The following is a 20,036-nucleotide window of genomic DNA, read 5'->3' on the forward strand; positions in this document are numbered from 1 at the left end:
GTCGCCTTCTGTGCCATGCCTCGTGAATGTGCCGCTGGTCACCTCGATCAGACTAGCGGTCGACGGTTCCGTCCGGGGCGTTATCGATCGCATCGACGGGGCATCCTCCCCTGTGGACCGGGATCCCGGTGGCCGATCTTCGGCCCGCCCGTGCGAGGAAGGACCCTTCGATGGGGGAGAAGGTCGTGGCAGGTCAGTTCGACCTGTCCGATCGCCAGCGCTACCGTGAGAAGCTCCGCAGCTGTCTGACGGGCTTGGAGCGACTGCTGGCGGAGAAGCGGTTCGACCGCCCCAAGAACCTCATGGGGCTGGAGATCGAATTGAATCTCGCGGGTGCCGACGGCATGCCGAAAATGTTGAATGCGCAAGTCCTCGAACGGATCGCCAGCAGGGACTTCCAGACGGAACTCGCCATGTTCAATCTGGAAGTGAACATCGCCCCCCACCGATTGGGCGGGCGGGTATTCGACCGGCTCGACGAGGAACTGCGCACTTCGCTCACGTACGCCGACCGGAAAGCCGGTGAGGTGGACGCGGGGATCGTGATGATCGGCATCCTGCCGACGCTGGACCGGGACGACCTGGTCTCCTCGAATCTTTCCGACGTCGACCGCTACGCATTGCTCAACGAACAGATCGTGGCCGCGCGCGGCGAGGAGTTCACCCTCGACATCGACGGCGTCGAACGCCTCAGCTGCACCTCCAAGTCCATAGCCCCCGAGGCCGCCTGCACCTCGGTGCAACTGCACCTCCAGGTCACCCCGGAGCGCTTCGCCGGTGTGTGGAACGCGGCCCAGGCCGTCGCCGCCGCCCAGATCGCCGTAGGCGCCAACTCGCCGTTCCTGTTCGGCCGCGAACTGTGGCGCGAGTCCCGGCCCCCGCTGTTCCAGCAGTCCACCGACACCCGCCCGCCCGAGCTCCAGGCCCAGGGTGTGCGGCCGCGCACCTGGTTCGGGGAGCGCTGGGTGACCTCGGCGTTCGACCTGTTCGAGGAGAACCTGCGCTACTACCCGGCCCTGCTGCCCCTCTGCGACGACGAGGACCCGCTCGAGGTGCTGGACCGGGGCGGCGTCCCCAGCCTCGCCGAACTCGTCCTGCACAACGGCACCGTCTACCGCTGGAACCGCCCCGTCTACGGCATCGCCGACGGCGTCCCCCACCTGCGCGTGGAGAACCGTGTGCTGCCCGCCGGCCCCACGATCACCGACGTCATCGCCAACGCGGCCTTCTACTACGGCGTGGTCCGCGCCCTCGCCGAGGACAGTCGGCCGGTGTGGACCCGGCTGCCGTTCGAGGCGGCGGCCGCCAACTTCGACGCCGCCTGCAAGCACGGCATCGACGCCCGCCTCACCTGGCCCCGGCGCGGCCGTCTCGGCGGGCTGGGCGAGGTGGACGCGGTCACCCTCGTACGGGACGAACTGCTGCCGCTCGCCGAGGCAGGGCTGGACGCGTGGGGGATCGAGCCCGCCGACCGGGATCTGTACCTCGGGGTGATCGAGGAGCGGTGCCGGCGAAGGGTGAACGGCGCGACCTGGCAGGCCGCGACCTTCCACCGGGCCCTCGACCTGGGCCTCGGCCGGGAGGCCGCCCTGGCCGCCACCACCCGCCGCTACCGCGAGCTGATGAAGCAGGGCGATCCGGTGCACAGCTGGCCGGTGGGGCTGCCGGAACCGGTGCCCACGGGCTGACGCCGTCACCGGCCCCCCGGCCGGGCGCACAGCCGCTGCCCTCATACTGATCGGACCGATCGGTGATGTGGAGGCAGGTGTGCAGGCGGAGGCGGGCCCGGCGGCCGATTCGTACCCTGAGCGGAGGCCCTCGCGGACGACGCTCCGCAACGAGACGCTTCTCGTGCTCGCGCTGTCGCTCGGCGCGAGCGGAGTGTCGGCCCTGATCAGCTTCGTCGGCTCGGTCACCGAACCGGGCGGCCTGAAGGACCAGGCGGCCACCCTCAACGCGTCGGCCGCACCGGGCCGCCCCTGGCTGGACCTCGCCTGGCAGCTCTTCGGGATCACCACGGCGCTCGTACCGGTCGCGCTGGTGGCGCACTTCCTGCTGCGCGAGGACGCGGGGCTGCGCACCCTCGGCTTCGACCGCACCCGGCCCTGGTCCGACCTCGGCCGCGGAGCGGCGGTCGCGGCGGTCATCGGCAGCAGCGGCATCGCCTTCTACCTGGCCGCGCGCGGCCTCGGCTTCAACCTCACCGTGGTGCCGGAGGCGCTGCCCGAGGTGTGGTGGAAGTACCCCGTGCTGATCCTGTCCGCGATGCAGAACTCGATCCTCGAAGAGGTCATCGTCGTCGGCTACCTGCTGCGCCGGCTCGATCAGTTGGGCTGGAGCCCCGGCGCCTCGCTGGCGGCCAGTTCGGTGCTGCGCGGCTCGTACCACCTCTACCAGGGCATCGGCGGCTTCATCGGGAACATGGTGATGGGCGTGGTGTTCGTGTACCTCTACCGGCGCTGGGGGCGCGTCGGGCCGCTGGTGGTCGCGCACACGCTGCTCGACATCGGGGCGTTCGTGGGGTACGCGCTGCTGGCCGGCAAGGTGGACTGGCTGCCGACGGCGTGAGGCGGCGGCGAAGGGGCGTGCGGCACGGCCGCACGCCCCTTCGCCGTACCGGGTTCAGACCAGCAGGTCGCCCTCGATGACCGTCACGGCCCGTCCGCCCAGCAGGGTGCGCCCGCCGCGCACCTCGGTGCGGACGCGACCGGAGCGCGGTGAGGCCTGCAGGCCGGTGAGGACGGAGCGGCCGAGGCGCTCGGACCAGTACGGGGCCAGAGCGGTGTGCGCGCTGCCGGTGACCGGGTCCTCGTCGATGCCGACGTTCGGGAAGAAGCAGCGGGAGACGAAGTCGTAGCCGAGGGCGGGGTTCTCGGCGCGGGCGGTGGCGATGACGCCGCGCTCGGAGTAGGCGGCCAGGGCCTTGAGGTCGGGCCGCAGGGCGTGGACGGTCCGCTCGTCGGCGACCTCGACGAGCAGGTCCCCGATGTTCGGGCCGGTGTCGAACGCCGTGAGCGGCCGGGTGCCCAGCGCCTCGGCGACGCCTTCGGGAACGTCGACCGCGGTGAGCGGGGCGGTGGGGAAGTCCAGGGTGACGGCGCCGTCCTCGCCGGGCGTGGCGACGAGGACGCCGCTGCGGGTGGCGAACCGCACCGGGCCCCGGTGCGCGCCGGTGGTGTGCAGGACGTGCGCGGTGGCCAGCGTCGCGTGGCCGCACATCGCGACCTCGGTGGCGGGGGTGAACCAGCGCAGCGCCCAGTCGGCCTCGCCGCCCGCGGGGAGCGGGTGGGCGAAGGCCGTCTCGGCGTGGTTGACCTCCAGGGCGACGTTCTGCAGCCAGGGGTCGTCCGGGAAGGCGTCCAGCAGCAGCACCCCGGCGGGGTTGCCGGCGAAGGGCCGGTCGGTGAAGGCGTCGACGATTCGAATCCGCATGTCCTGACGGTAGGGGCCCCGCGAAGCCGCAGGCCAAGGCCAATTCGAGGGTGCTGGACCGTTCGCCGCGGCTGTCGCCCGGCCGGAGAGGGTTGTCGGACGAGCAGTTCCGATATATCGTTGAAGCATCGCGACAGATCAACGACAGAATGGAGTGGTTGCGATGCGTACCCATGGTCACGAGCACGGACACGGTCATGGCGGCCCGCGTGGCGGCCGTGGCGACTTCGAGCGGCTGCGGGCGGCCTTCGGGCCCTTCGGTCCGGGGGGCCCGGGTGGTCCCGGTGGTCCCTTCGGCCCGGGTTTCGGGCACGGCGGCCCCTGGGGCGGACGAGGACGCGGCGGACCGAGGGGAAGGGCGCGGCGCGGTGACGTACGGGCCTCGATCCTGGCCCTGCTGAAGGACCGTCCGATGCACGGCTACGAGATGATCCAGGAGATCGCCGAGCGCAGCGGCGGGGCGTGGAAGCCCAGCCCCGGCTCGGTGTACCCCACCCTCCAACTGCTGGAGGACGAGGGGCTGATCGCCAGCGAGTCCGAGGGCGGCAAGAAGCTGTTCTCGCTGACCGACGCCGGCCGCTCGGCGGCCGAGGAAGGCCCCGAGGCTCCCTGGGAGGAGGCCTCGCGCGGGGTCGACTGGGAGGCGCTGAGCGAGATCCGGCAGGCCGGCTTCGGCCTGATGGAGGCCTTCGGGCAGGTCTGGAAGACGGGCAGCAAGGAGCAGCGGGAGAAGGCCCTCGCCGTCATCAACGAGGCCCGCAAGAAGCTGTACCTGATCCTCGCCGACGAGGACTGACGGGGTCGGTGAGGACCGCCGAGGGGCGTGACGCAAACCGGCGCGCGCCCCTCGGGCGGAAACACCCTGATGTCCTTCGCAAGGAGGAGATCCCGGACCGGGACGTCCACTTTCCGTCGGACGCCAAGATGCTTCCCGCCGGGGATGCCCCGGGCCCGCGCGGCTGATGGGGTGGGGACGTGCAACCCCGTATCCCCCGGCAGCAGGCCCAGGAGCTCCAGGAGCAGGGCATCCACCGCGCGGAGAACGATGTCAGGCTCGGCGCCGAGCTGGCAGCGGTGGTGTCCGGTGCCCGGCGCAGAGCGGTCCGGGACGGGGACCGGCAGATCGACACCGCCCATCTGCTGCACTCGCTCCTGGAGTCCGACGCCGACGTGAGAGCCCTCTTCGGTGAGGGCCCGCGGATCGCCCGGCTGCTCGGCTACCTGGTCCAGCGCAGCATCGGCTACGGGCTGCGCTGGCAGGGCGCGGTCGAGGACTCCGGAAGCGTCCCCGTGGTGACCGAGACCGCGGGCCTCTCACCGCTCGCCGCGGGCTGCATGGAGTACGCCCACGAGCGCGCCGCCCGTCACGGCCGCGGCCCGGCGTGCGGTACGGACCTGTTCGCGGCGATCGTCGTGGACCCCCGGGCACGCGCCGTCGAGGTGCTCGAACGCGCCGGGATCGACCCCCGTGAACTGTTCGTCCGACTTGAGGCGCCGTCCGGTCGGTGAGACAGGTGCCACAAGGGGTGACGCTCCTGTCGGGGCCTGTCATCATGTGCCGGTGCCTACCTCTGTCATCACCCCGAGCGACCACCGGAAGGGCGTCGGGCTCGGCCTCGCGCTGCTGTCCGCGCTGGCCTTCGGGGGTTCCGGTGTGGCGGCCAAGCCGCTGATCGAGGCGGGTCTCGACCCGCTCCACGTCGTGTGGCTGCGGGTGGCGGGCGCGGCGCTCGTCATGCTGCCGCTGGCGGTGCGCCACCGGGGACTCCTGCGCAGCAGGCCCGGACTGCTCGCCGGGTTCGGCCTGTTCGCCGTGGCCGGCGTCCAGGCCTGCTACTTCGCCGCCCTCTCCCGCATCCCCGTCGGGGTCGCCCTGCTGGTCGAATATCTGGCGCCCGCGCTCGTGCTCGGCTGGGTGCGGTTCGTGCAGCGGCGGCCGGTGACCCGTGCCGCCGCGGTCGGCGTGGTCCTGGCGGTGGGCGGGCTCGCCTGCGTCGTGGAGGTGTGGTCGGGCCTCGGCTTCGACGCGCTCGGTCTGCTGCTGGCGCTCGGCGCGGCCTGCTGCCAGGTCGGCTACTTCGTCCTGTCCGACCAGGGCAGCGACGGCGACGAGGCCCCCGACCCGCTCGGTGTGATCGCCTACGGGCTGCTGATCGGCGCCGTCGTCCTGACCGTCGTCGCCCGCCCCTGGTCCATGGAGTGGTCCGTGATCGCCGGCAGCGCGGAGATGGACGGCACCCCGGTCGCCGCCTTCGTCCTGCTGGCCTGGATCGTCCTCGTCGCCACGGTGGCCGCGTACGTCACCGGGGTGGTGTCGGTGCGCCGGCTCTCCCCGCAGGTCGCCGGTGTCGTGGCCTGTCTCGAGGCGGTCATCGCCACCGTCCTCGCCTGGGTGCTGCTCGGCGAACACCTGTCGGCACCCCAGATCGTGGGCGGCGCGGTGGTCCTGGCCGGTGCCTTCATCGCCCAGTCCTCGGCCCCGGCGAAGGGTTCCGGGAAGCCGGTGGCGAGCGGCGGTCCCGAAAGAGAGTTGTCCGCGCCGGGAACGACCGCATAAGGTGCTGATCATGCATGCGCGCGCACTCGTTCTTCCGCCTCCGGCCGCCTGAAGCGGGCCCTCCGGTACATCCGCCCGGCACGTCGCCGGGCGTAACGGTGCTGCCCGCAGACGAAGTCCGCGGATCCCGCCGCTTCGGCCCCGACCGGGCCTGATCCGGGATCCCTTCCCGAACTTCCGTGCCGCGCCCGAGGGGTGTGGTGCGCGCATCTGCGGAGAGAACACGTGTCGAACGCCGTCTCCGGCCTGCCCGTCGGGCGAGGCCTCCTCTATCTGATCGTCGCCGGTGCCGCCTGGGGCACCGCGGGCGCGGCCGCGTCGCTGGTCTACCGGACCAGTGACATGGGCCCGGTCACCCTGTCCTTCTGGCGCTGTGCCGTCGGCCTGGTCCTGCTGCTCGCCGTCCGGCCGCTGTCGCGGCGCCGCCCCCGGACCGCCGCCCCCGAGCCGCTCGGACGCCGAGTGCTGCGGGCCGGGGCCACCGGAATCGGGCTCGCGGTCTTCCAGACCGCCTACTTCGCCGCCGTCTCCGCCACGGGACTCGCCGTGGCCACCGTCGTCACCCTCGGCGCCGGACCCGTCCTGATCGCACTCGGCGCCCGACTGACCATGGGGGAGCGGCTGGGGCGCGGCGGGCTGGCCGCCGTCGCCGGCGCGCTCGCCGGACTCGTCGTGCTGGTCCTCGGCGGCGGGGAGACGACCGTGGACCCGTGGGGCGTCCTGCTCGCCCTGCTGTCCGCGGCCGGATACTCGGCGATGACCCTGCTCACCCGCTGGTGGGGGCGCGACGGCGGTACGGACTCCTCCGGCAGGACCGTGGGGGCGTTCGCCGTCACCACCCTGGTGCTGCTGCCGTTCGCCGCGGTGGAGGGCCTCGTGCCGCACACGGACGCGCCCGGCACGCTGCTGTTCCTTCTGGCGTACGTCGCCTCCGTCCCGACGGCGCTCGCGTACGGCCTCTACTTCGCGGGTGCCGCCGTCGTGCGGTCGGCCACCGTGTCCGTGATCATGCTGCTGGAACCGGTGAGCGCGGCGGTGCTCGCGGTCGCCCTGCTCGGCGAGCGGCTCACGGCGGCCACCCTGGCCGGAACCCTGCTGATGCTGGGCTCGGTCGCCGGGCTGGCGGTGGGCGAGGCACGGGGTGCGCGGGCCCGCAAGGGGGAGCCGGAAGCCGTACCCGCGTGACGGTCCGGGGCCCTCCCCGGCGGGAGGGCCCCGGTTCAGACCGACTGCCGGCGCAGGACGTGCGCGCGTGCCTCCGCGTCACGCGCGCCGTCCCGGTCCGCCAGCCCGGCCGCGATGCGTTCCCGTACCGCCTCGGACCGCTTGCCCGCGTACTTGAACTTCGCCCGTACGCCCGTCACTTCGAGCCGGAGCCCGCGGATCCCGGACAGCAGCCTGCCGTACGGGGCCTCGCCCGCCGCCGCCGGCGCGGAGCCGCCCTCCGGCTGGAAGTGGCCGACCTGGCGGTTGAGGAGCGCGGCCTTCTGTACCGGATCGTCCACGACATGGGCGCGGCAGCGGAGTTGGACGGACGCGTAGAGGCTCGTCGGGACGCCGTGCTCGGGCGGGGTGCCGGACTCGGCCTGCCAGGGGCCGGGGACGTAGACGTAGTCGTCGACCACGCTCAGCACGACCTCCGGGTCCGCCTCGACGGCGTGCCAGAGCGGGTTGGGTCGGGCCAGGTGGGTGACCGCCTCGCCGCGCTCGGCGTCGTAGGCGAAGTGCAGGGGCTGGACGTGGGGCGGCTCGCCCGGCGGGCCGTTGACCGCGAGCTGTCCGAAGTCGTGCGTGGCCAGCCACCGCTGCCACTCGTCGTCGTCGCGGGGCGCGTCCCAGGGGTGGATCAGCATCACAGGGCCGTCAGGTAGCCGGGCAGCTCGGTGCCGGGGGCCAGGCCCGGGTCGGCGAGCGGGGTGTCGTAGCCCTTGCGCAGCGGGACGACGCCGGCCCAGTGGGGGAGGGCGAGGTCCTCGGGTTCGTCGTTGACACCGCCGGTGCGGAGCTTGGCGGAGACCTCGTCCAGGTCGAGGCGGATCACCGCCGTGGCGGCCAGTTCCTTCTTGCTGGCCGGCCGGGAGTCGGCGGCGCGGCCCGGTACGACGTGGTCGACCAGGGCGTCGAGGGCCTGCCGCTTCTCCTCGGGGTCGGTCACGTCGTACGCCAGGCCGTGGACCACCACGGAGCGGTAGTTGATCGAGTGGTGGAAGGCCGAGCGGGCCAGCACCAGCCCGTCGACGTGGGTGACGGTCAGGCAGACCGGGAGGCCGGGGTCGGCCTGGCCCGCCGCGCGCAGCGGGCGCGAGCCGGTCGAACCGTGCACGTAGAGGACCTCGCCGACCCGGCCGTACAGCGTGGGCAGCACCACCGGCGCGCCGTCCCGGACGAAGCCGAGGTGGCAGACGTAGCCCTCGTCGAGTATCGCGTGCACCAGCTCCTTGTCGTACGCGGCACGCTCGGGGGAGCGGGTGGGGACGGTGCGCTCGGTGGGCGGGTAGGTGTCGGCGGGCCGCTGCTGCGGGGTCCCCTGCATGGCGCTCTCCATTGCACTAGTGCATAATTGACTTTGTGCTAGGAGAGTATCGGATCAGTGGGCGGCGTGCGGCGGAGATTTCCGCGAGCATCGAGCGCGCGGTGGGGGACGGGGCGCTGGGGCCCGGCGAACTGCTGCCTCCCATGCGGGAGTTGGCGGAGCGGCTCGGGGTGAACCCGAACACCGTCGCCGCCGCGTACCGGACCCTGCGCGAGCGCGGGGTCATCGAGACCGCGGGCCGGCGGGGGAGCCGAGTGCGGTCCAAACCGGCCACCACCGCGCGCGAACTCATCCGGGTGGAGGTCCCGCCGGGCGTGCGGAACCTGTCCGAGGGCAACCCGGACCCGGCGCTGCTGCCCGCGCTGGCCGGGGCGTTCGCGGCGGCGGCCGGGGAGGGCGACCGGGAGCCGGTGCTGTACGGGCACGCGCCCGTGGAGCCCGAGCTGGCGCGGCTGGCGCGGGCCGGGCTGGACGCCGACGGTGTTCCCGACGGGCCCGTCGCCGTCACCTCGGGCGCGCTGGACGCGATGGAGCGGGTGCTCGTGGCGCACCTCAGGCCCGGGGACGCGGTCGCGGTGGAGGATCCGGGGTGGGGGAGTCTGCTGGACCTGGTCCCGGCGCTGGGGCTGAGGACCGTTCCCGTAGGGGTCGACGACGAGGGTCCGCTGCCCGATGACGTACGGAGGGCACTGACGGGCGGGGCGCGGGCCCTGATCGTCACGGACCGGGCGCAGAACCCGACCGGCGCCGCGCTGAGCGCCGCACGCGCGCGTGCCCTGCGCCCGGTGCTCGCCGACCATCCGGAGACGCTGCTCATCGAGGACGACCACGGGCATCACATCGTCGACCTGCCGCTGCACGCCTTGGCGGGTACGACCCGGAGCTGGGCCTTCGTGCGCTCGGCGGCCAAGGCCTACGGACCCGACCTGCGGCTCGCGGTGCTCACCGGGGACGCGGTCACCCTCGACCGGGTGCGCGGACGGCAGCGGCTCGGGCCGGGCTGGGTCAGCAGGATCGTCCAGCGCGCGGTGGTGCGGCTGTGGAGCGAGGGCGCGGTGGATCCGGAGGCCGTGGCCGCGCGGTACGGGCGGCGCCGGGAGGCGCTGATCGGGGCGCTGGCCCGGTGCGGGGTCGCGGCGCGCGGGCGCAGCGGCATGAACGTGTGGGTGCCGGTCCCCGACGAGACCGGTGCGGTCGCCCGCCTGCTGCACGCGGGCTGGGCGGTGGCCCCCGGGGCTCGCTTCCGGATGAACGCGGCGCCGGGGATCCGGGTCACGGTATCGACGCTTACTGAGGACGAGATCGAGCCGCTGGCCGAGACGATCGCGGCGGCGGTCGACCCTGCCGGGGGGGTGGTGCGGACGTATGCCTGAGGCGGGTGTCCGGGGCGTGTGCTGGGCGGGGGGTGTCGCGCGGCCCGGCGTTTGCGGGGTGCCGCTGCGCCCACCCGTGCCGCCCCAGCGGCACGATTGCCCGCAGTGACGGGCGGGGTGGGTGTTGGGCCGGTGGGGTGATTGCCCGCAGTGACGGGCGGGCGGCTACGCCGGCTTCCTCGGCCTCACCTGGGTGAGGGCCGCGCCTGCCAGGACGATCGCCGCGCCTATCGGCGTCGACCAGGTCAGGGTCTCGCCGAGGATGGCGATGCCGGCCGCGGCGGCGATCACCGGGACGAAGTAGGTGACCATCTGGCCGGTCGTCGGGCCGACCTCGGCGACCAGGCCGTACTGGATGAGCACGGCCAGACCCGTGCCCAGCATGCCCAGCGCGGCGATCGCCAGCAGCGGGCCGACGGCGAACCTGGCCGGAAGGGTGGTGAACAGCGGGGTGACGACGGCCAGTTGGACCGTGGCCAGCAGCAACTGACCGCCGGTCAGGGACAGGTTCGAATGGCCGCTGCCCGCCAGGGTGCGGCGGACGTAGATCCAGCCGACGGGGTAGCTCAGCGAGGCCAGCAGGGCCAGTGTCGTGCCGCGGGCGTCCAGGCCCTCGAAGCCCTGCCAGGCGCCCAGCACGGTCAGCACCCCGAGGAAGCCCAGGCCGAGCCCCGCCACCCGCACCCGGGTCGGCCGGTCCTCGGAGAGCGCCACCAGCGACAGCGCCATGCCCCACAGCGGCGAGGTCGCGTTGCAGATACCGGCCAGCGTGGACGGGATGGTCAGCTCCGCGAAGGCGAACAGCGAGAACGGCAGGGCGTTCAGCAGGAACCCGGCGACCGCGAGATGACCCCAGGTGCGCGCACCGCGCGGCAGCCCCTCCCGCCGTACCGCCATCGCCACCGCCAGGACGGCGGTACCGAAGGCCAGCCGGCCGAAGGTGACCTGGAAGGGGGCGTAGCCCTGGGTGCCGACCTTGATGAGGAGGAAGCTGAACCCCCAGATCAGGGAGAGCGCGCCGAAACGCAGCCGCCAGTCCAGGCGGGGGCGGGGACGCTCCGGGGCGGGGCCGGCCGGGGCCGGTGCGGTGGTGGTCGCGGTGACGCTGCTCATGGACGCAACGATGCGGGACATCCATCTCGTAGCACAATCGAGATTTCGCACGCGGTATCTCGTAGCATCGCTTACATGTTGAACCTGGAGCGCCTGCGCACCCTCGACGCCCTCGCCCGGCACGGTTCGGTCAGCGGCGCGGCCGAGGGACTGCACATCACCACCTCGGCCGTCTCGCAGCAGATGTCCAAGCTGGAGCGCGAGGTCGGCCAGCAGCTGCTGGCCAAGAACGGGCGGGGCGTCCGGCTCACGGACGCGGGCCGGCTGCTCGCCGAACACGCCGCGCGCATCCTCTCCCAGGTCGAGCTCGCCCAGTCCGACCTGGAGGCACAGCGCGGACAGGTCGCCGGTGAGCTGCGGGTCTCGGCGTTCCCGACCGCCGCGCGGGGACTGTTCCCGGTGGCCCTGCGGGACCTGCGCGAGCGGCACCCCGCGCTGCGCGTGCGCTCCCGCGAGCAGGAACCGGAACAGGGCATCCGGGGAGTGGTGCGCGGGGACCTCGATCTCGCGGTGGTGCTCGACTGGTACAACAAGCCGATGCCGCTGCCCGACGGCCTGGTCAAGGCGCCGCTGCTGGACGACCCGGCCGATGTGGCGCTCCCGGCCGGTCACCGGTTCGCCGGCCGCGACGAGGTGGACCTCGCCGACTTCGCCGAGGACGAGTGGATCACCTGGGGCGAGGGCGAGTTCTGCCACGAGTGGCTGATGTTCACCCTGCGCTCCAAGGGCATCGAGCCGATCATCGGCCACCGCGCCGCCGAGAGCCACACCCAGCTCGGCCTGGTCGCGGCGGGGCTCGGCGTCTGCATCGCCCCGCTGCTGGGCCGCAACCCGCTGCCCGACGGGGTGGTGACCGTCCCGCTCAAACAGCGCGTACGACGGCACGTCTTCGTCGTCTGGCGCGCGGACGCCGACCGCCGCCCGTCGATCCGGGCGGCGGTACAGGCACTGCGGGCTGCGGGGGAGCGCGTCGGGGCGACGGGCGAGAGCCCTACGGCAGTGTCGGCAGCTTCCTGAAGTCCCAGGACACGATCTTCTCCGGGGCCAGGCGCAGCCAGGCGTGCCGCCCGTCGTGGGGCATCTCGTCCAGGCCGAAGTTCTTGCGGGCGAACAGCGTCTCCGGAACGTCGAGTTCCGCGCGCAGTTCGCCGGTGCGCGGGATCTCGCCCACGAACTCCACCCGCCCGGACAGTTCCGCGCCGCGCAGCTCGTCGTACTCCTCGCCCGTGTCGACCACGACCGCCACCCGCGGATCCCGCCGCAGGTCCGCCCAGCGCCTGCTGCGCACCACGGAGTACAGCCACAGCGAGGTGCCGTCCCAGGCGAACCAGAGCGTGCTGACGTGCGGCGCTCCGCCGGCGGACACCGTGGCGACCCGGCAGGTGCGCTGGACGGTGAGGAAGTCGTCCAGCTCACCGGGCGTCATCATGATCTTCCGGCCCCGGCGCTGCGTGGCGGTCATACGGTCCCTTCGTCTCTCGTGTCGTGCCCGGCGCCGGCGACTCAGGCGAGGGTGATCGAGTCCCCGCTCACCGTGATCTCCACGGCGGGCAGCGGCTTGGTCGCCGGGCCGCTCTGCACACTGCCGTCGGTGATGGAGAAGTTGCTGTTGTGACAGGGGCAGTTGATGACCCCGTCGGCGATGCTCTTCACCGCGCACCCCTGGTGGGTGCAGGTCGCCGAGAACGCCTTGAACTCGCCCGCCGTCGGCTGGGTGACGACCACCTTGCGGTCGGCGAAGACCTTTCCGCCGCCCTCGGGGATGTCGGCGGTCGAGGCGAGCGGGTCGGCACCGGCGCCGGCGTTCTCGCCGCCGCCCGAACCCCCGCCGCTCGTGCTGCCGCCGTCGCCGTCCGACGAGGCGCCGGTGGAGCCGGAGCCCGCGGAGGAGCCCGACGCGTCGTCGTCGGAGCCTCCGCACGCGGTCAGCGCGACGGAGAGGCCCGCCGCTCCGGCCGCCGCCACGACGGTTCGACGGGCGGGTCCCGACGCGGATGTGAGCGATGCGCTGGTCATGCCGGTGTGTCCCTTCCGGGGTTGCGTGATCTGGGGAGAGGTACGGTCAGCGGGCCCACGCTGTTCATGCGATGCCGAGAGCTTGGCGTGTCCGCGGTCTGACGGGCGTAAACCACGGCTGTCGTTTCGCTGTCGGGTCCCGGGCCGTCCCGCACGGGTCGCCTCCGACGTGCGGCGACCCGTCGGTGGCCTGGTGCGCTGCCGAAGGAAGTCACCGCGACCCGTTGCGACGTGCCGCTGCGCGAGGGTGGCTCGTCGCCGGGACCCGCCGAGGCCGGCGACCTCGGCGCGTGCGCGCTGAAATTGTCCGGATGGCGGCGTGGACCTGCGGTGATGTGGCTGTGCCTGTAGCCGGCCTGAGCGTACGGTCCTTCGGCTGTTTCGCCGCCGTACCCGTCGGTGCAGCCGGAAGTCCCGGAGAGGCCGCAGGGGACTCCCGTGGACTACGACCACTCTTTCGGCTGCGTACAGGACGAGGGGCGTTCCTCGAGCGCAGACCGCACCCCGGTGTCCCGCCACCGCACCTCCGTGTCCCGCCCCGGCGCCCGACCGCCCCGCACGGTACGGGCGTCGTCACGGCGAAGCGACGGCCGGCGGCAGGACACCGGCCGCGTACGGACCCCCGGCCGGCGCGTCACGGCGTTGCCAGCGCCTCCGTCGGGGAGAGTCGGGAGGCCCGGACCGCCGGGTACAGGCCGGCCAGCCCGCCGATCACCAGCGTGGCCGCCACCCCGCCCGCCAGGGCCCAGGCCGGGACGGTCGCCGGCCAGCCCTGGTAGAGGGCGTACCCGACGGTCACGGCCAGCCCCAGCACGGCCCCGCCCGCCCCGCCGAGCGCCGACAGCAGCAGGGACTCCATGAGGAACTGCCCGCGGATGTGCCCCCGCGTCGCCCCCAACGAGCGGCGCAGTCCCACCTCGGCCCGGCGCTCCAGCACCGAGATGACCATCGTGTTGGCCACCCCGACCCCGCCCACCAGCAGCGCCACCGCTCCCAGGCCCAGGAGCAGTCCGGTGAACGCCTCGTCGGTCGCCTGCTGCGCCGCCAGCGCGTCCGAGGGTCGCGAGACGTCCGCCTCGCTCGGCGCCTCCGGGTTCGCCGTCGCGGCCAGCACCTTCCGCACCGACTCCACCCGGTCCTCCGCGGAGCGGGTGTAGACGGTCGTGGCGTACCCGTCGAAGCCCAGCTCCCGCTCCGCCACGGGCCAGCCGACCAGCACCGCCGAGTTCAGCTCCGAGGCCAGCGGCATCGACCGGAGAATTCCGACCACGGTGAACCACCGTCCGTCGACCAGTACCCGGGTGTCCTGCCCCGCCCGGCCGATGCCCAGCCGTTCGGCGGCCGCAGAACCGAGCACCACGGCCGGGTAGCGGGCCGTGGCCGTGTTCAGCCAGGTCCCGTCGGCCAGCCGGCCCCCGACGGCGGAGCGCAGGGAGGGACGGGCCGCGTAGACCCCGATGCCGTTCGTCTGCACCTCCGGGATCCGGTCGTTGCGGTACACCTTCGCGTCCGGCACCCTGCCGACCGCCGACACCGACTTCACCCCGTCGATGCGGGCCACCATCTCCTCGGCGGTCGACGGGAGTCGTGCCTGCTCCCCGGTGAGGGTGCTGCCGGGGGAGACGGTGAGCAGGTTGGTGCCCAGGGCTGCCAGCGCCCGGTCCAGTCCGGCCTGCGAGGACGACGAGATCCCGACGACGGCCACCATGGCGGCGATGCCGATCGCGATGCCCAGCGCGGACAGGAACGCCCGCAGCGGCCGGGTGCGCAGCCCCACGGCGCCCACCCGTACGACGTCGGCGGGACGCAGCCTGGCGGGGCGCGGCGGTTCGGCCGGCCGTACCGCCGTCGGGACGTGTTCCTCGGTCATCCGTACGGTCATCGCTCCGCTCCCGCCGTGAGCCGGGCCGGGCCGGCCGGACCTGCCGGGTCCCGCCCCGCAGGACCGCCGACGGAGGGGGCCCGGTCCGCCGAGTCCTCCACCATCCGCCCGTCCCGCATCCGCACCTGCCGGGGCAGGGACGCGGCGATCTCCTGGTCGTGGGTGATGATCACGACCGTGGTGCCGGCCGCGTTCAGCTCCCGCAGCAGCGCCATCACCCCCGCCCCGGACGCCGTGTCCAACGCGCCGGTGGGTTCGTCGGCCAGCAGCAGCGACGGATCACCCGCCACCGCACGGGCCACCGCGACGCGCTGGCGCTCCCCGCCGGACAGTTCGTGCGGGGCATGGTCCATCCGGTGGCCGAGGCCCACCCGGTGCAGCGCCGCGGCGGCCCGGGAACGGCGTTCGGACGGACGCAGACCGCAGTACAGCAGTCCGTCGGCAACGTTCGTCAGCGCCGACGTCCCGCTCGCCAGGTGGAACTGCTGGAACACGAACCCGATCCGCCGCGCCCGCAGCGCGGACAGGCGCGCGTCCGACAGGGCGCCGGTGTCGTGCCCGTCGATCCGGATCCGGCCCGAGGTGGGCCGGTCGAGGGTGCCGAGCATGTTCAGCATCGTCGACTTTCCGGAACCCGACGGGCCGACCACGGCGACGAGTTCGCCGCGCGCCACGGTCAGCGAGACCCCGGCGAGCGCGGTCACCCCGCCCGGGTACGCCTTGGTGACGTCGGTGAGCTCGATCATCCGGGCACCCCCACGATCGTGCCGACGGCGATCCCGTCACCGCTGATCTCCACCCGGCCGTCCGCGAACAGGCCCGTCTCCACGGGGACGTACCGGGTCTCCTTCCCCTCGACCACCTCCACGCCGAACCCGCCCTCGGGGAGCGCGACCAGCGCGGCGACCGGAACGGTGAGCACGTTCTCGCGCTCACCGGCGGTGAAGGACACGTCGACGGAGGCCAGGACGTAGGACTCGGCCGCCTTCTGCGCCTTCTCCCCGTCCAGGACGACGAGCACCTTCACCTGGGTGGTGGGCTCGGCGCCGGCGCCCTCACCCGCCACGACCTCGGTCGTGATCCCGGACACGCGGCCGTCGACCGACGTCCCGTCCGGGAGCCCCACGGTGACCTTCGAGCCCGTCTTGGCCAGCCTCTGGTCGGCGGTGTCGAGTTCCACGGTGACCGCCTGGGCGGTCGCGGTGTACGACAGCACCTTCTGGCCGGGGCCCGTCGCGGCGCCCTCCTCGGTTTCCAGGGAGTCCACCCGCACGGCGGCGGGCGCGAACACGATCCGGCCGAGGTCGACCACACCGGTCTCCTCCAGCCCCTGGTCCTCCTGCCACTCCCGTACGGCGTCGGCGGTGCCCCCGGTGAAATCGTCGTCGACGGTGAAGCCGTCGTACCCCAAGGCCTCGAGGTTGCTCTCCAACTGCTTCACGTCCGCGCCTTCCACGCCCTCGCGCAGGGCGCGGTACGCGGGTACCGAGCCGTACATCAGGGCCACCGGCGTGTCGTCCACACGGTAGAGGTCCTCGCCACGGGTGATCCGCTCGTCGGCGTCCGGGAGGCGGGTGACCGTGCCGGGGATGCGGCCCGTCGCCGTCACGGACGTGCCGTACCCGAGTTCGCCGTCCGCGGTGAGGCTGTCCCGCAGCGTCTGCCGGGCCACCTCGGCCGTGGCGGGGGGAAGGCCGCTGTCCTCGCTCTCGCTCCCGGAACCCCGGTCACCGAACTGAGTCCCGGCGGCCGCCGCGCCGCCGACCGCGGCGAGGACGCCGAGGGCGGCGAGGAGACGCAGGGGGCGGCGGCGGGAACGGCGGCCGCGGGCGGGGACGGGTGCGTCGGGGGCGACGTCCGTGCCGGAGCGGGGAGCACCGGATGCGGGGGAGACGCTGTCGTCGGTGCCGGCATCCGGCCCGTCGTCCTCCCGGGGGCCCGCCGTCACCGTGGGGCCCGCCGTCACCGTGGGGTCCGCCCTGCGGCCCTCCGCCGAGGCGGACGTGCCCGCGGGCCGCTCCATCCCCTGCCTCTCATCGTCGGTCACCGACGCCTCAGCCATTGCCGTCGCTCCCGTCGGACCGTCGGCTGCCGGACGGCGCGTACTTGTCGCACTCCGCCTGCGCCTTCTCGAAGTCCGGGTCGTTCCCGACCTCCGGGCCGATCTGGATGCCCCGGCCCGCCTCCGGGTCGGGGAACTCCTCGACGCCGTTGTCGCGCATGCACTGAGCCATCTTCCGCATCCGCTCCTCCGCCTCGGGATCGGCGCTCGCGCCCTCCCGCACCGGGCTGTACTCGCGGCACGCCTCCATGGCGTCGTCGACGGTGTCCTTGGCCGACCGGCCGACGATCTTCATCCCTCCTCCGTCGCTCAGCTCCACCTGCACACCGTGTTCGCTCATGCACTCGACGAACTTCGCCTGCCTCTCGTTCTGGGCGTCCTCCTCGGCCACGGCCTCGGCGGCCGGGTCGGTGTCGTCGCCCTGCGAGCCGCAGCCCGCCACGGTCAGGGCCAGCGCCAGCAGCAGTGCCGCACGGGCGCCGCCGGTCCGTATCCGCGTCACTTCTTCTCCTCGGGTCGGGATCCTCGGGTTCGGACGGGATGTCCGGCACGAAGCGAAGCGGGTGGGCTGTTTCCCGGGCGTTTCCGTTCGCCCGGAGCCGTTCGCGCACCGGATCCGGCGGCGGGCGACGGAAGGGCTCTTACGCCCGGGAAACACGCCTTGCGGCACCCTTTCCCGCTGGGCCGTCCGCCCGTCCGGCGGGACGCGCGGCCCCACGGAGGACGGAAGGAAGGGTGCCCCTGATGCGGGTCCTGGTGGTCGAGGACGAACCCCTGCTGGCCGACGCGATCGCCGAGTGGCTGCGCGGCCAGGCCCACGCCGTCGACCTCGCGTACGACGGCGCGGCGGCCCTGGAACGCGTCGACGTCGTCGACTACGACGTCGTCGTCCTGGACCGCGACCTGCCCCTGGTACACGGCGACGACGTCTGCCGCGCGGTCGTCGCCGGCGAGAGCGCCGCCCGTGTCCTGATGCTGACCGCGGCGGCCGACGTCACCGACCGGGTGGACGGCCTCGCCCTGGGCGCCGACGACTACCTGGTCAAACCCTTCGCCTTTCCCGAACTCGCGGCCCGCGTCCTGGCGCTGGGTCGCCGCTCCCGGCCCGCCGCGCCACCCGTGCTGCGCCGGGCCGGCCTCACCCTCGACCCGGCGCGCGGCGAGGTGTTCCGGGGCAGCCGCTACGTCCCGTTGTCCCGGAAGGAGTTCGCGGTGCTGGCCGAGCTGCTGCGGGCCGAGGGGACGGCCGTGTCGGCGGAGCAGCTTCTGGAGAAGGCATGGGACGAGAACGCCGACCCGTTCACGGGCGCGGTCCGCCTCGCGGTCCTCAAACTCCGCCGGAAGCTGGGCGATCCGCCGCTGGTGGAGACCGTGACCGGAGTGGGGTACCGCATCCCGTGAGCCGCCCGAACCTCCGCCCGCGCCCGGGTCGCCCCCGGAGTCCGCGCCCGCTGCCCCGCCGTACGACCCTCCGCGCCCGTCTCACCCTCACCTACGGCGGGCTGTTCCTCGTCGGTGGGGTCCTGCTGCTCGGTGTCACCTACGCGCTGCTCGACCAGCGACTGGGCGTCACGGGGACGAAGGTGGTGTCACGGGAGAACGCGAGCGCGCCGCGGGGCGACACCGGTGCGACGGCCTCCCCGGAACACCGGAGCGGCGCCCTGCCGTCCCCGGCCCCCTCCGCCCCCGCGACGGCTCCCGGCACGACGACCACCCCGGTCGCCCCGGCGCAGGAAACCCGTACCATCCTCGGCGGGCCCGATTTCCCCGCTCCGCCACCCGGTGCCGACCTGGAGCAGTGGATGGAGGAGCAGCGCGACCACTGGCGCGCGGAGGCCACCGCCTCCCTGTTGACCCAGGGCGGCATCGCCCTCGGAGTCGTCGGTTCCGCCGCGGCCGCCCTCGGGTGGGTGATCGCCGGCCGGGTCCTCGCGCCGCTGCACCGCGTCACCGACACCGCGCGCCGTATCGCCGGCGCCCCGGCGGCCGACCGCGGACTGCACGAGCGCATCGCGCTGCGCGGCCCGGACGACGAGGTGAAGGACCTCGCCGACACCTTCGATCTGATGGTCGAGCGGCTCGACCGCTCCTTCGACGGGCAGCGCCGCTTCGTGGCCAACGCCTCGCACGAGCTGCGCACCCCGCTGACGCTGGGCCGCGCCCTGGTCGAGGTGGCCATGCACCGCCCCACCGCGTCGGAGGACGTCAAGCAGCTCGGCGACAACCTGCTGGAGATCAACACCCGGCACGAACGGCTGATCACCGGTCTGCTGCTGCTGGCCCGTTCGGAGCACGAGATCGCGGAGCGGCTGCCGGTGGACCTGGCCGACGTGGTGGCGCATGTGGTGGACCAGACGGCGCCGGAGGCGGCGCGGGCCGGGGTCGCCGTCCGGGACGACTGCGCCGAAGCGCCGACGCTCGGCGACGCGCTGCTGCTGGAGCGGCTCGTGCACAACCTCGTCGAGAACGCCGTCCGGCACAACACCGGTCCCGGCGGCCGGGTGCGGGTCGTCACCCGGGACCGCGGCGCGGACGGGATCGAGCTGGAGGTCGCCAACACCGGCCCGGTCGTCGCGCCCTACGAGGTGCCGTTCCTCTTCGAGCCGTTCCGCCGCCTCGGCGCCGACCGGCTGGTCACAGGCAAGGGGGCCGGGCTGGGCCTGTCCATCGTGCGGGCGATCACCCTGGCCCACGGCGGGAAGGTCACGGCCGTGCCCCGGGAAGGCGGGGGCCTGACGGTGACGGTGACGCTGCCGAGGGAGCGGGAGTCCGACGCCGAGACAGGGACGGAGGCGGTCGGGGTCCGAACAGGTGCGGATCGGACACCAGTTCCTTGAAGTACTCCCACAGCCGGGCCACCGGCCGCCGCTCCCCGAGGTCCGTCGGCCCGCCGGACGCGGTCGGTTCGGCGGCGACCGCGCCGTCCGCCTCGCGGACCACCTGCTCGATCGTGAACGTCTTGCCGTCGCCCCAGGTGAAGGCACACGTCGCGTCCGCCTCGTCGCCGGCGGGAAGCTCGCGCCGGTACCGGACGGTCCTCTCCGGGGCGGCCGGTCCGGCGCCCTGGC

Annotated in this window: 20 protein-coding genes; 10 read left to right on the forward strand and 10 right to left on the reverse strand. The window is 73.6% G+C overall.

Annotated elements, in window-relative coordinates:
• The first annotated feature begins 170 nt into the window (after window positions 1-170).
• Both AMK33_RS21735 and AMK33_RS21740 read left to right on the forward strand, forming a co-directional pair.
• Window positions 171-1,688, forward strand: coding sequence for a glutamate-cysteine ligase family protein (locus tag AMK33_RS21735; RefSeq protein WP_073934579.1), 1,518 nt, complete (start codon window positions 171-173; stop codon window positions 1,686-1,688).
• 79 nt (window positions 1,689-1,767) lie between these two features.
• On the forward strand, window positions 1,768-2,568 hold the full coding sequence (locus AMK33_RS21740; RefSeq protein WP_073934580.1) for a CPBP family intramembrane glutamic endopeptidase: 801 nt from the start codon (window positions 1,768-1,770) through the stop codon (window positions 2,566-2,568).
• A 54-nt stretch (window positions 2,569-2,622) separates the two neighbouring features.
• On the opposite strand, the gene AMK33_RS21745 is transcribed toward AMK33_RS21740, so the two are convergent.
• On the reverse strand, window positions 2,623-3,432 hold the full coding sequence (locus tag AMK33_RS21745; RefSeq protein WP_073934581.1) for a PhzF family phenazine biosynthesis protein: 810 nt from the start codon (window positions 3,430-3,432) through the stop codon (window positions 2,623-2,625).
• 163 nt (window positions 3,433-3,595) lie between these two features.
• Between AMK33_RS21745 and AMK33_RS21750 the strand changes: the two genes are divergently transcribed.
• The 4 genes from AMK33_RS21750 (at window position 3,596) to AMK33_RS21765 (ending at window position 7,174) form a co-directional block, all read left to right on the forward strand.
• The gene (locus AMK33_RS21750; protein ID WP_073934582.1) at window positions 3,596-4,228 is read left to right on the forward strand and encodes a PadR family transcriptional regulator; all 633 of its coding nucleotides are present in this window, start codon (window positions 3,596-3,598) and stop codon (window positions 4,226-4,228) included.
• A gap of 179 nt (window positions 4,229-4,407) precedes the next feature.
• Window positions 4,408-4,941: a Clp protease N-terminal domain-containing protein gene (locus tag AMK33_RS21755; RefSeq protein ID WP_073934583.1), complete on the forward strand. Its 534-nt coding sequence runs from the start codon at window positions 4,408-4,410 to the stop codon at window positions 4,939-4,941.
• 46 nt (window positions 4,942-4,987) lie between these two features.
• Window positions 4,988-5,989 carry an EamA family transporter gene (locus AMK33_RS21760; protein WP_073934584.1) on the forward strand — a complete coding sequence of 334 codons (1,002 nt, stop codon included), beginning with the start codon at window positions 4,988-4,990 and terminating at the stop codon, window positions 5,987-5,989.
• Between the two features lie 225 nt (window positions 5,990-6,214).
• Window positions 6,215-7,174, forward strand: a complete 960-nt coding sequence (locus tag AMK33_RS21765) for a DMT family transporter (protein WP_073934585.1) — start codon at window positions 6,215-6,217, stop codon at window positions 7,172-7,174.
• 35 nt (window positions 7,175-7,209) lie between these two features.
• On the opposite strand, the gene AMK33_RS21770 is transcribed toward AMK33_RS21765, so the two are convergent.
• Window positions 7,210-7,842, reverse strand: coding sequence for an FMN-binding negative transcriptional regulator (locus AMK33_RS21770; protein WP_073934586.1), 633 nt, complete (start codon window positions 7,840-7,842; stop codon window positions 7,210-7,212).
• Complete coding sequence (locus AMK33_RS21775; RefSeq protein WP_073934587.1) at window positions 7,842-8,522, reverse strand: pyridoxamine 5'-phosphate oxidase family protein; 681 nt, start codon at window positions 8,520-8,522, stop codon at window positions 7,842-7,844. The genes AMK33_RS21770 and AMK33_RS21775 overlap by 1 nt, the downstream gene beginning before the upstream one ends.
• Window positions 8,523-8,557: 35 nt before the next feature.
• Here AMK33_RS21775 and AMK33_RS21780 point away from each other — a divergent pair, with 35 nt between their 5' ends.
• Window positions 8,558-9,895, forward strand: coding sequence for an aminotransferase class I/II-fold pyridoxal phosphate-dependent enzyme (locus tag AMK33_RS21780; RefSeq protein ID WP_073934588.1), 1,338 nt, complete (start codon window positions 8,558-8,560; stop codon window positions 9,893-9,895).
• 165 nt (window positions 9,896-10,060) lie between these two features.
• Here AMK33_RS21780 and AMK33_RS21785 read toward each other — a convergent pair whose 3' ends face one another.
• Window positions 10,061-11,008 carry a DMT family transporter gene (locus tag AMK33_RS21785; protein WP_201263061.1) on the reverse strand — a complete coding sequence of 316 codons (948 nt, stop codon included), beginning with the start codon at window positions 11,006-11,008 and terminating at the stop codon, window positions 10,061-10,063.
• 75 nt (window positions 11,009-11,083) lie between these two features.
• On the opposite strand from AMK33_RS21785, the gene AMK33_RS21790 reads away from it, so the two are divergent.
• Window positions 11,084-12,025, forward strand: a complete 942-nt coding sequence (locus AMK33_RS21790; RefSeq protein WP_073934590.1) for a LysR family transcriptional regulator — start codon at window positions 11,084-11,086, stop codon at window positions 12,023-12,025.
• Here the strand turns inward: AMK33_RS21790 and AMK33_RS21795 are convergent.
• From AMK33_RS21795 to AMK33_RS21820, 6 genes are all read right to left on the reverse strand, one after another.
• Window positions 12,000-12,470 carry a pyridoxamine 5'-phosphate oxidase family protein gene (locus AMK33_RS21795; RefSeq protein ID WP_073934591.1) on the reverse strand — a complete coding sequence of 157 codons (471 nt, stop codon included), beginning with the start codon at window positions 12,468-12,470 and terminating at the stop codon, window positions 12,000-12,002. The two genes, AMK33_RS21790 and AMK33_RS21795, sit on opposite strands and share 26 nt — an antisense overlap.
• A 41-nt stretch (window positions 12,471-12,511) precedes the next feature.
• On the reverse strand, window positions 12,512-13,024 hold the full coding sequence (locus tag AMK33_RS21800; RefSeq protein WP_073934592.1) for a Rieske (2Fe-2S) protein: 513 nt from the start codon (window positions 13,022-13,024) through the stop codon (window positions 12,512-12,514).
• 634 nt (window positions 13,025-13,658) lie between these two features.
• A complete protein-coding gene (locus AMK33_RS21805; protein WP_073934842.1) occupies window positions 13,659-14,894 on the reverse strand; it encodes an ABC transporter permease in 1,236 nt (411 codons plus the stop codon).
• Window positions 14,895-14,902: 8 nt separating this feature from the next.
• Complete coding sequence (locus tag AMK33_RS21810) at window positions 14,903-15,652, reverse strand: ABC transporter ATP-binding protein (RefSeq protein ID WP_079194925.1); 750 nt, start codon at window positions 15,650-15,652, stop codon at window positions 14,903-14,905.
• On the reverse strand, window positions 15,649-16,968 hold the full coding sequence (locus AMK33_RS21815) for a peptidoglycan-binding protein (RefSeq protein WP_235618162.1): 1,320 nt from the start codon (window positions 16,966-16,968) through the stop codon (window positions 15,649-15,651). The genes AMK33_RS21810 and AMK33_RS21815 overlap by 4 nt, the downstream gene beginning before the upstream one ends.
• Window positions 16,961-17,470 carry a hypothetical protein gene (locus AMK33_RS21820; RefSeq protein ID WP_073934593.1) on the reverse strand — a complete coding sequence of 170 codons (510 nt, stop codon included), beginning with the start codon at window positions 17,468-17,470 and terminating at the stop codon, window positions 16,961-16,963. The genes AMK33_RS21815 and AMK33_RS21820 overlap by 8 nt, the downstream gene beginning before the upstream one ends.
• A gap of 242 nt (window positions 17,471-17,712) precedes the next feature.
• Here AMK33_RS21820 and AMK33_RS21825 point away from each other — a divergent pair, with 242 nt between their 5' ends.
• A complete protein-coding gene (locus tag AMK33_RS21825; RefSeq protein ID WP_073934594.1) occupies window positions 17,713-18,369 on the forward strand; it encodes a response regulator transcription factor in 657 nt (218 codons plus the stop codon).
• The gene (locus AMK33_RS21830; RefSeq protein WP_073934595.1) at window positions 18,366-19,805 is read left to right on the forward strand and encodes a sensor histidine kinase; all 1,440 of its coding nucleotides are present in this window, start codon (window positions 18,366-18,368) and stop codon (window positions 19,803-19,805) included. Before AMK33_RS21825 ends, AMK33_RS21830 begins: the two co-directional genes overlap by 4 nt.
• Window positions 19,806-20,036 lie beyond the last annotated feature (231 nt).

This window comes from Streptomyces sp. CB02400 (assembly GCF_001905725.1).
GTDB classification, from domain to species: Bacteria; Actinomycetota; Actinomycetes; order Streptomycetales; family Streptomycetaceae; genus Streptomyces; species Streptomyces atrovirens.

Excerpts from the sequence above, each read along its gene's own strand:
- AMK33_RS21735 (WP_073934579.1), top strand. The coding sequence starts at position 171 with ATGGGGGAGAAGGTCGTGGCAGGTCAGTTCGACCTGTCCGATCGCCAG.
- AMK33_RS21745 (WP_073934581.1), bottom strand. The coding sequence starts at position 3,432 with ATGCGGATTCGAATCGTCGACGCCTTCACCGACCGGCCCTTCGCCGGC.
- AMK33_RS21750 (WP_073934582.1), top strand. The coding sequence starts at position 3,596 with ATGCGTACCCATGGTCACGAGCACGGACACGGTCATGGCGGCCCGCGT.
- AMK33_RS21770 (WP_073934586.1), bottom strand. The coding sequence starts at position 7,842 with ATGCTGATCCACCCCTGGGACGCGCCCCGCGACGACGACGAGTGGCAG.
- AMK33_RS21775 (WP_073934587.1), bottom strand. The coding sequence starts at position 8,522 with ATGCAGGGGACCCCGCAGCAGCGGCCCGCCGACACCTACCCGCCCACC.
- AMK33_RS21785 (WP_201263061.1), bottom strand. The coding sequence starts at position 11,008 with ATGAGCAGCGTCACCGCGACCACCACCGCACCGGCCCCGGCCGGCCCC.
- AMK33_RS21790 (WP_073934590.1), top strand. The coding sequence starts at position 11,084 with ATGTTGAACCTGGAGCGCCTGCGCACCCTCGACGCCCTCGCCCGGCAC.
- AMK33_RS21795 (WP_073934591.1), bottom strand. The coding sequence starts at position 12,470 with ATGACCGCCACGCAGCGCCGGGGCCGGAAGATCATGATGACGCCCGGT.
- AMK33_RS21800 (WP_073934592.1), bottom strand. The coding sequence starts at position 13,024 with ATGACCAGCGCATCGCTCACATCCGCGTCGGGACCCGCCCGTCGAACC.
- AMK33_RS21805 (WP_073934842.1), bottom strand. The coding sequence starts at position 14,894 with ATGACCGAGGAACACGTCCCGACGGCGGTACGGCCGGCCGAACCGCCG.
- AMK33_RS21810 (WP_079194925.1), bottom strand. The coding sequence starts at position 15,652 with ATGATCGAGCTCACCGACGTCACCAAGGCGTACCCGGGCGGGGTGACC.
- AMK33_RS21815 (WP_235618162.1), bottom strand. The coding sequence starts at position 16,968 with ATGGCTGAGGCGTCGGTGACCGACGATGAGAGGCAGGGGATGGAGCGG.
- AMK33_RS21825 (WP_073934594.1), top strand. The coding sequence starts at position 17,713 with ATGCGGGTCCTGGTGGTCGAGGACGAACCCCTGCTGGCCGACGCGATC.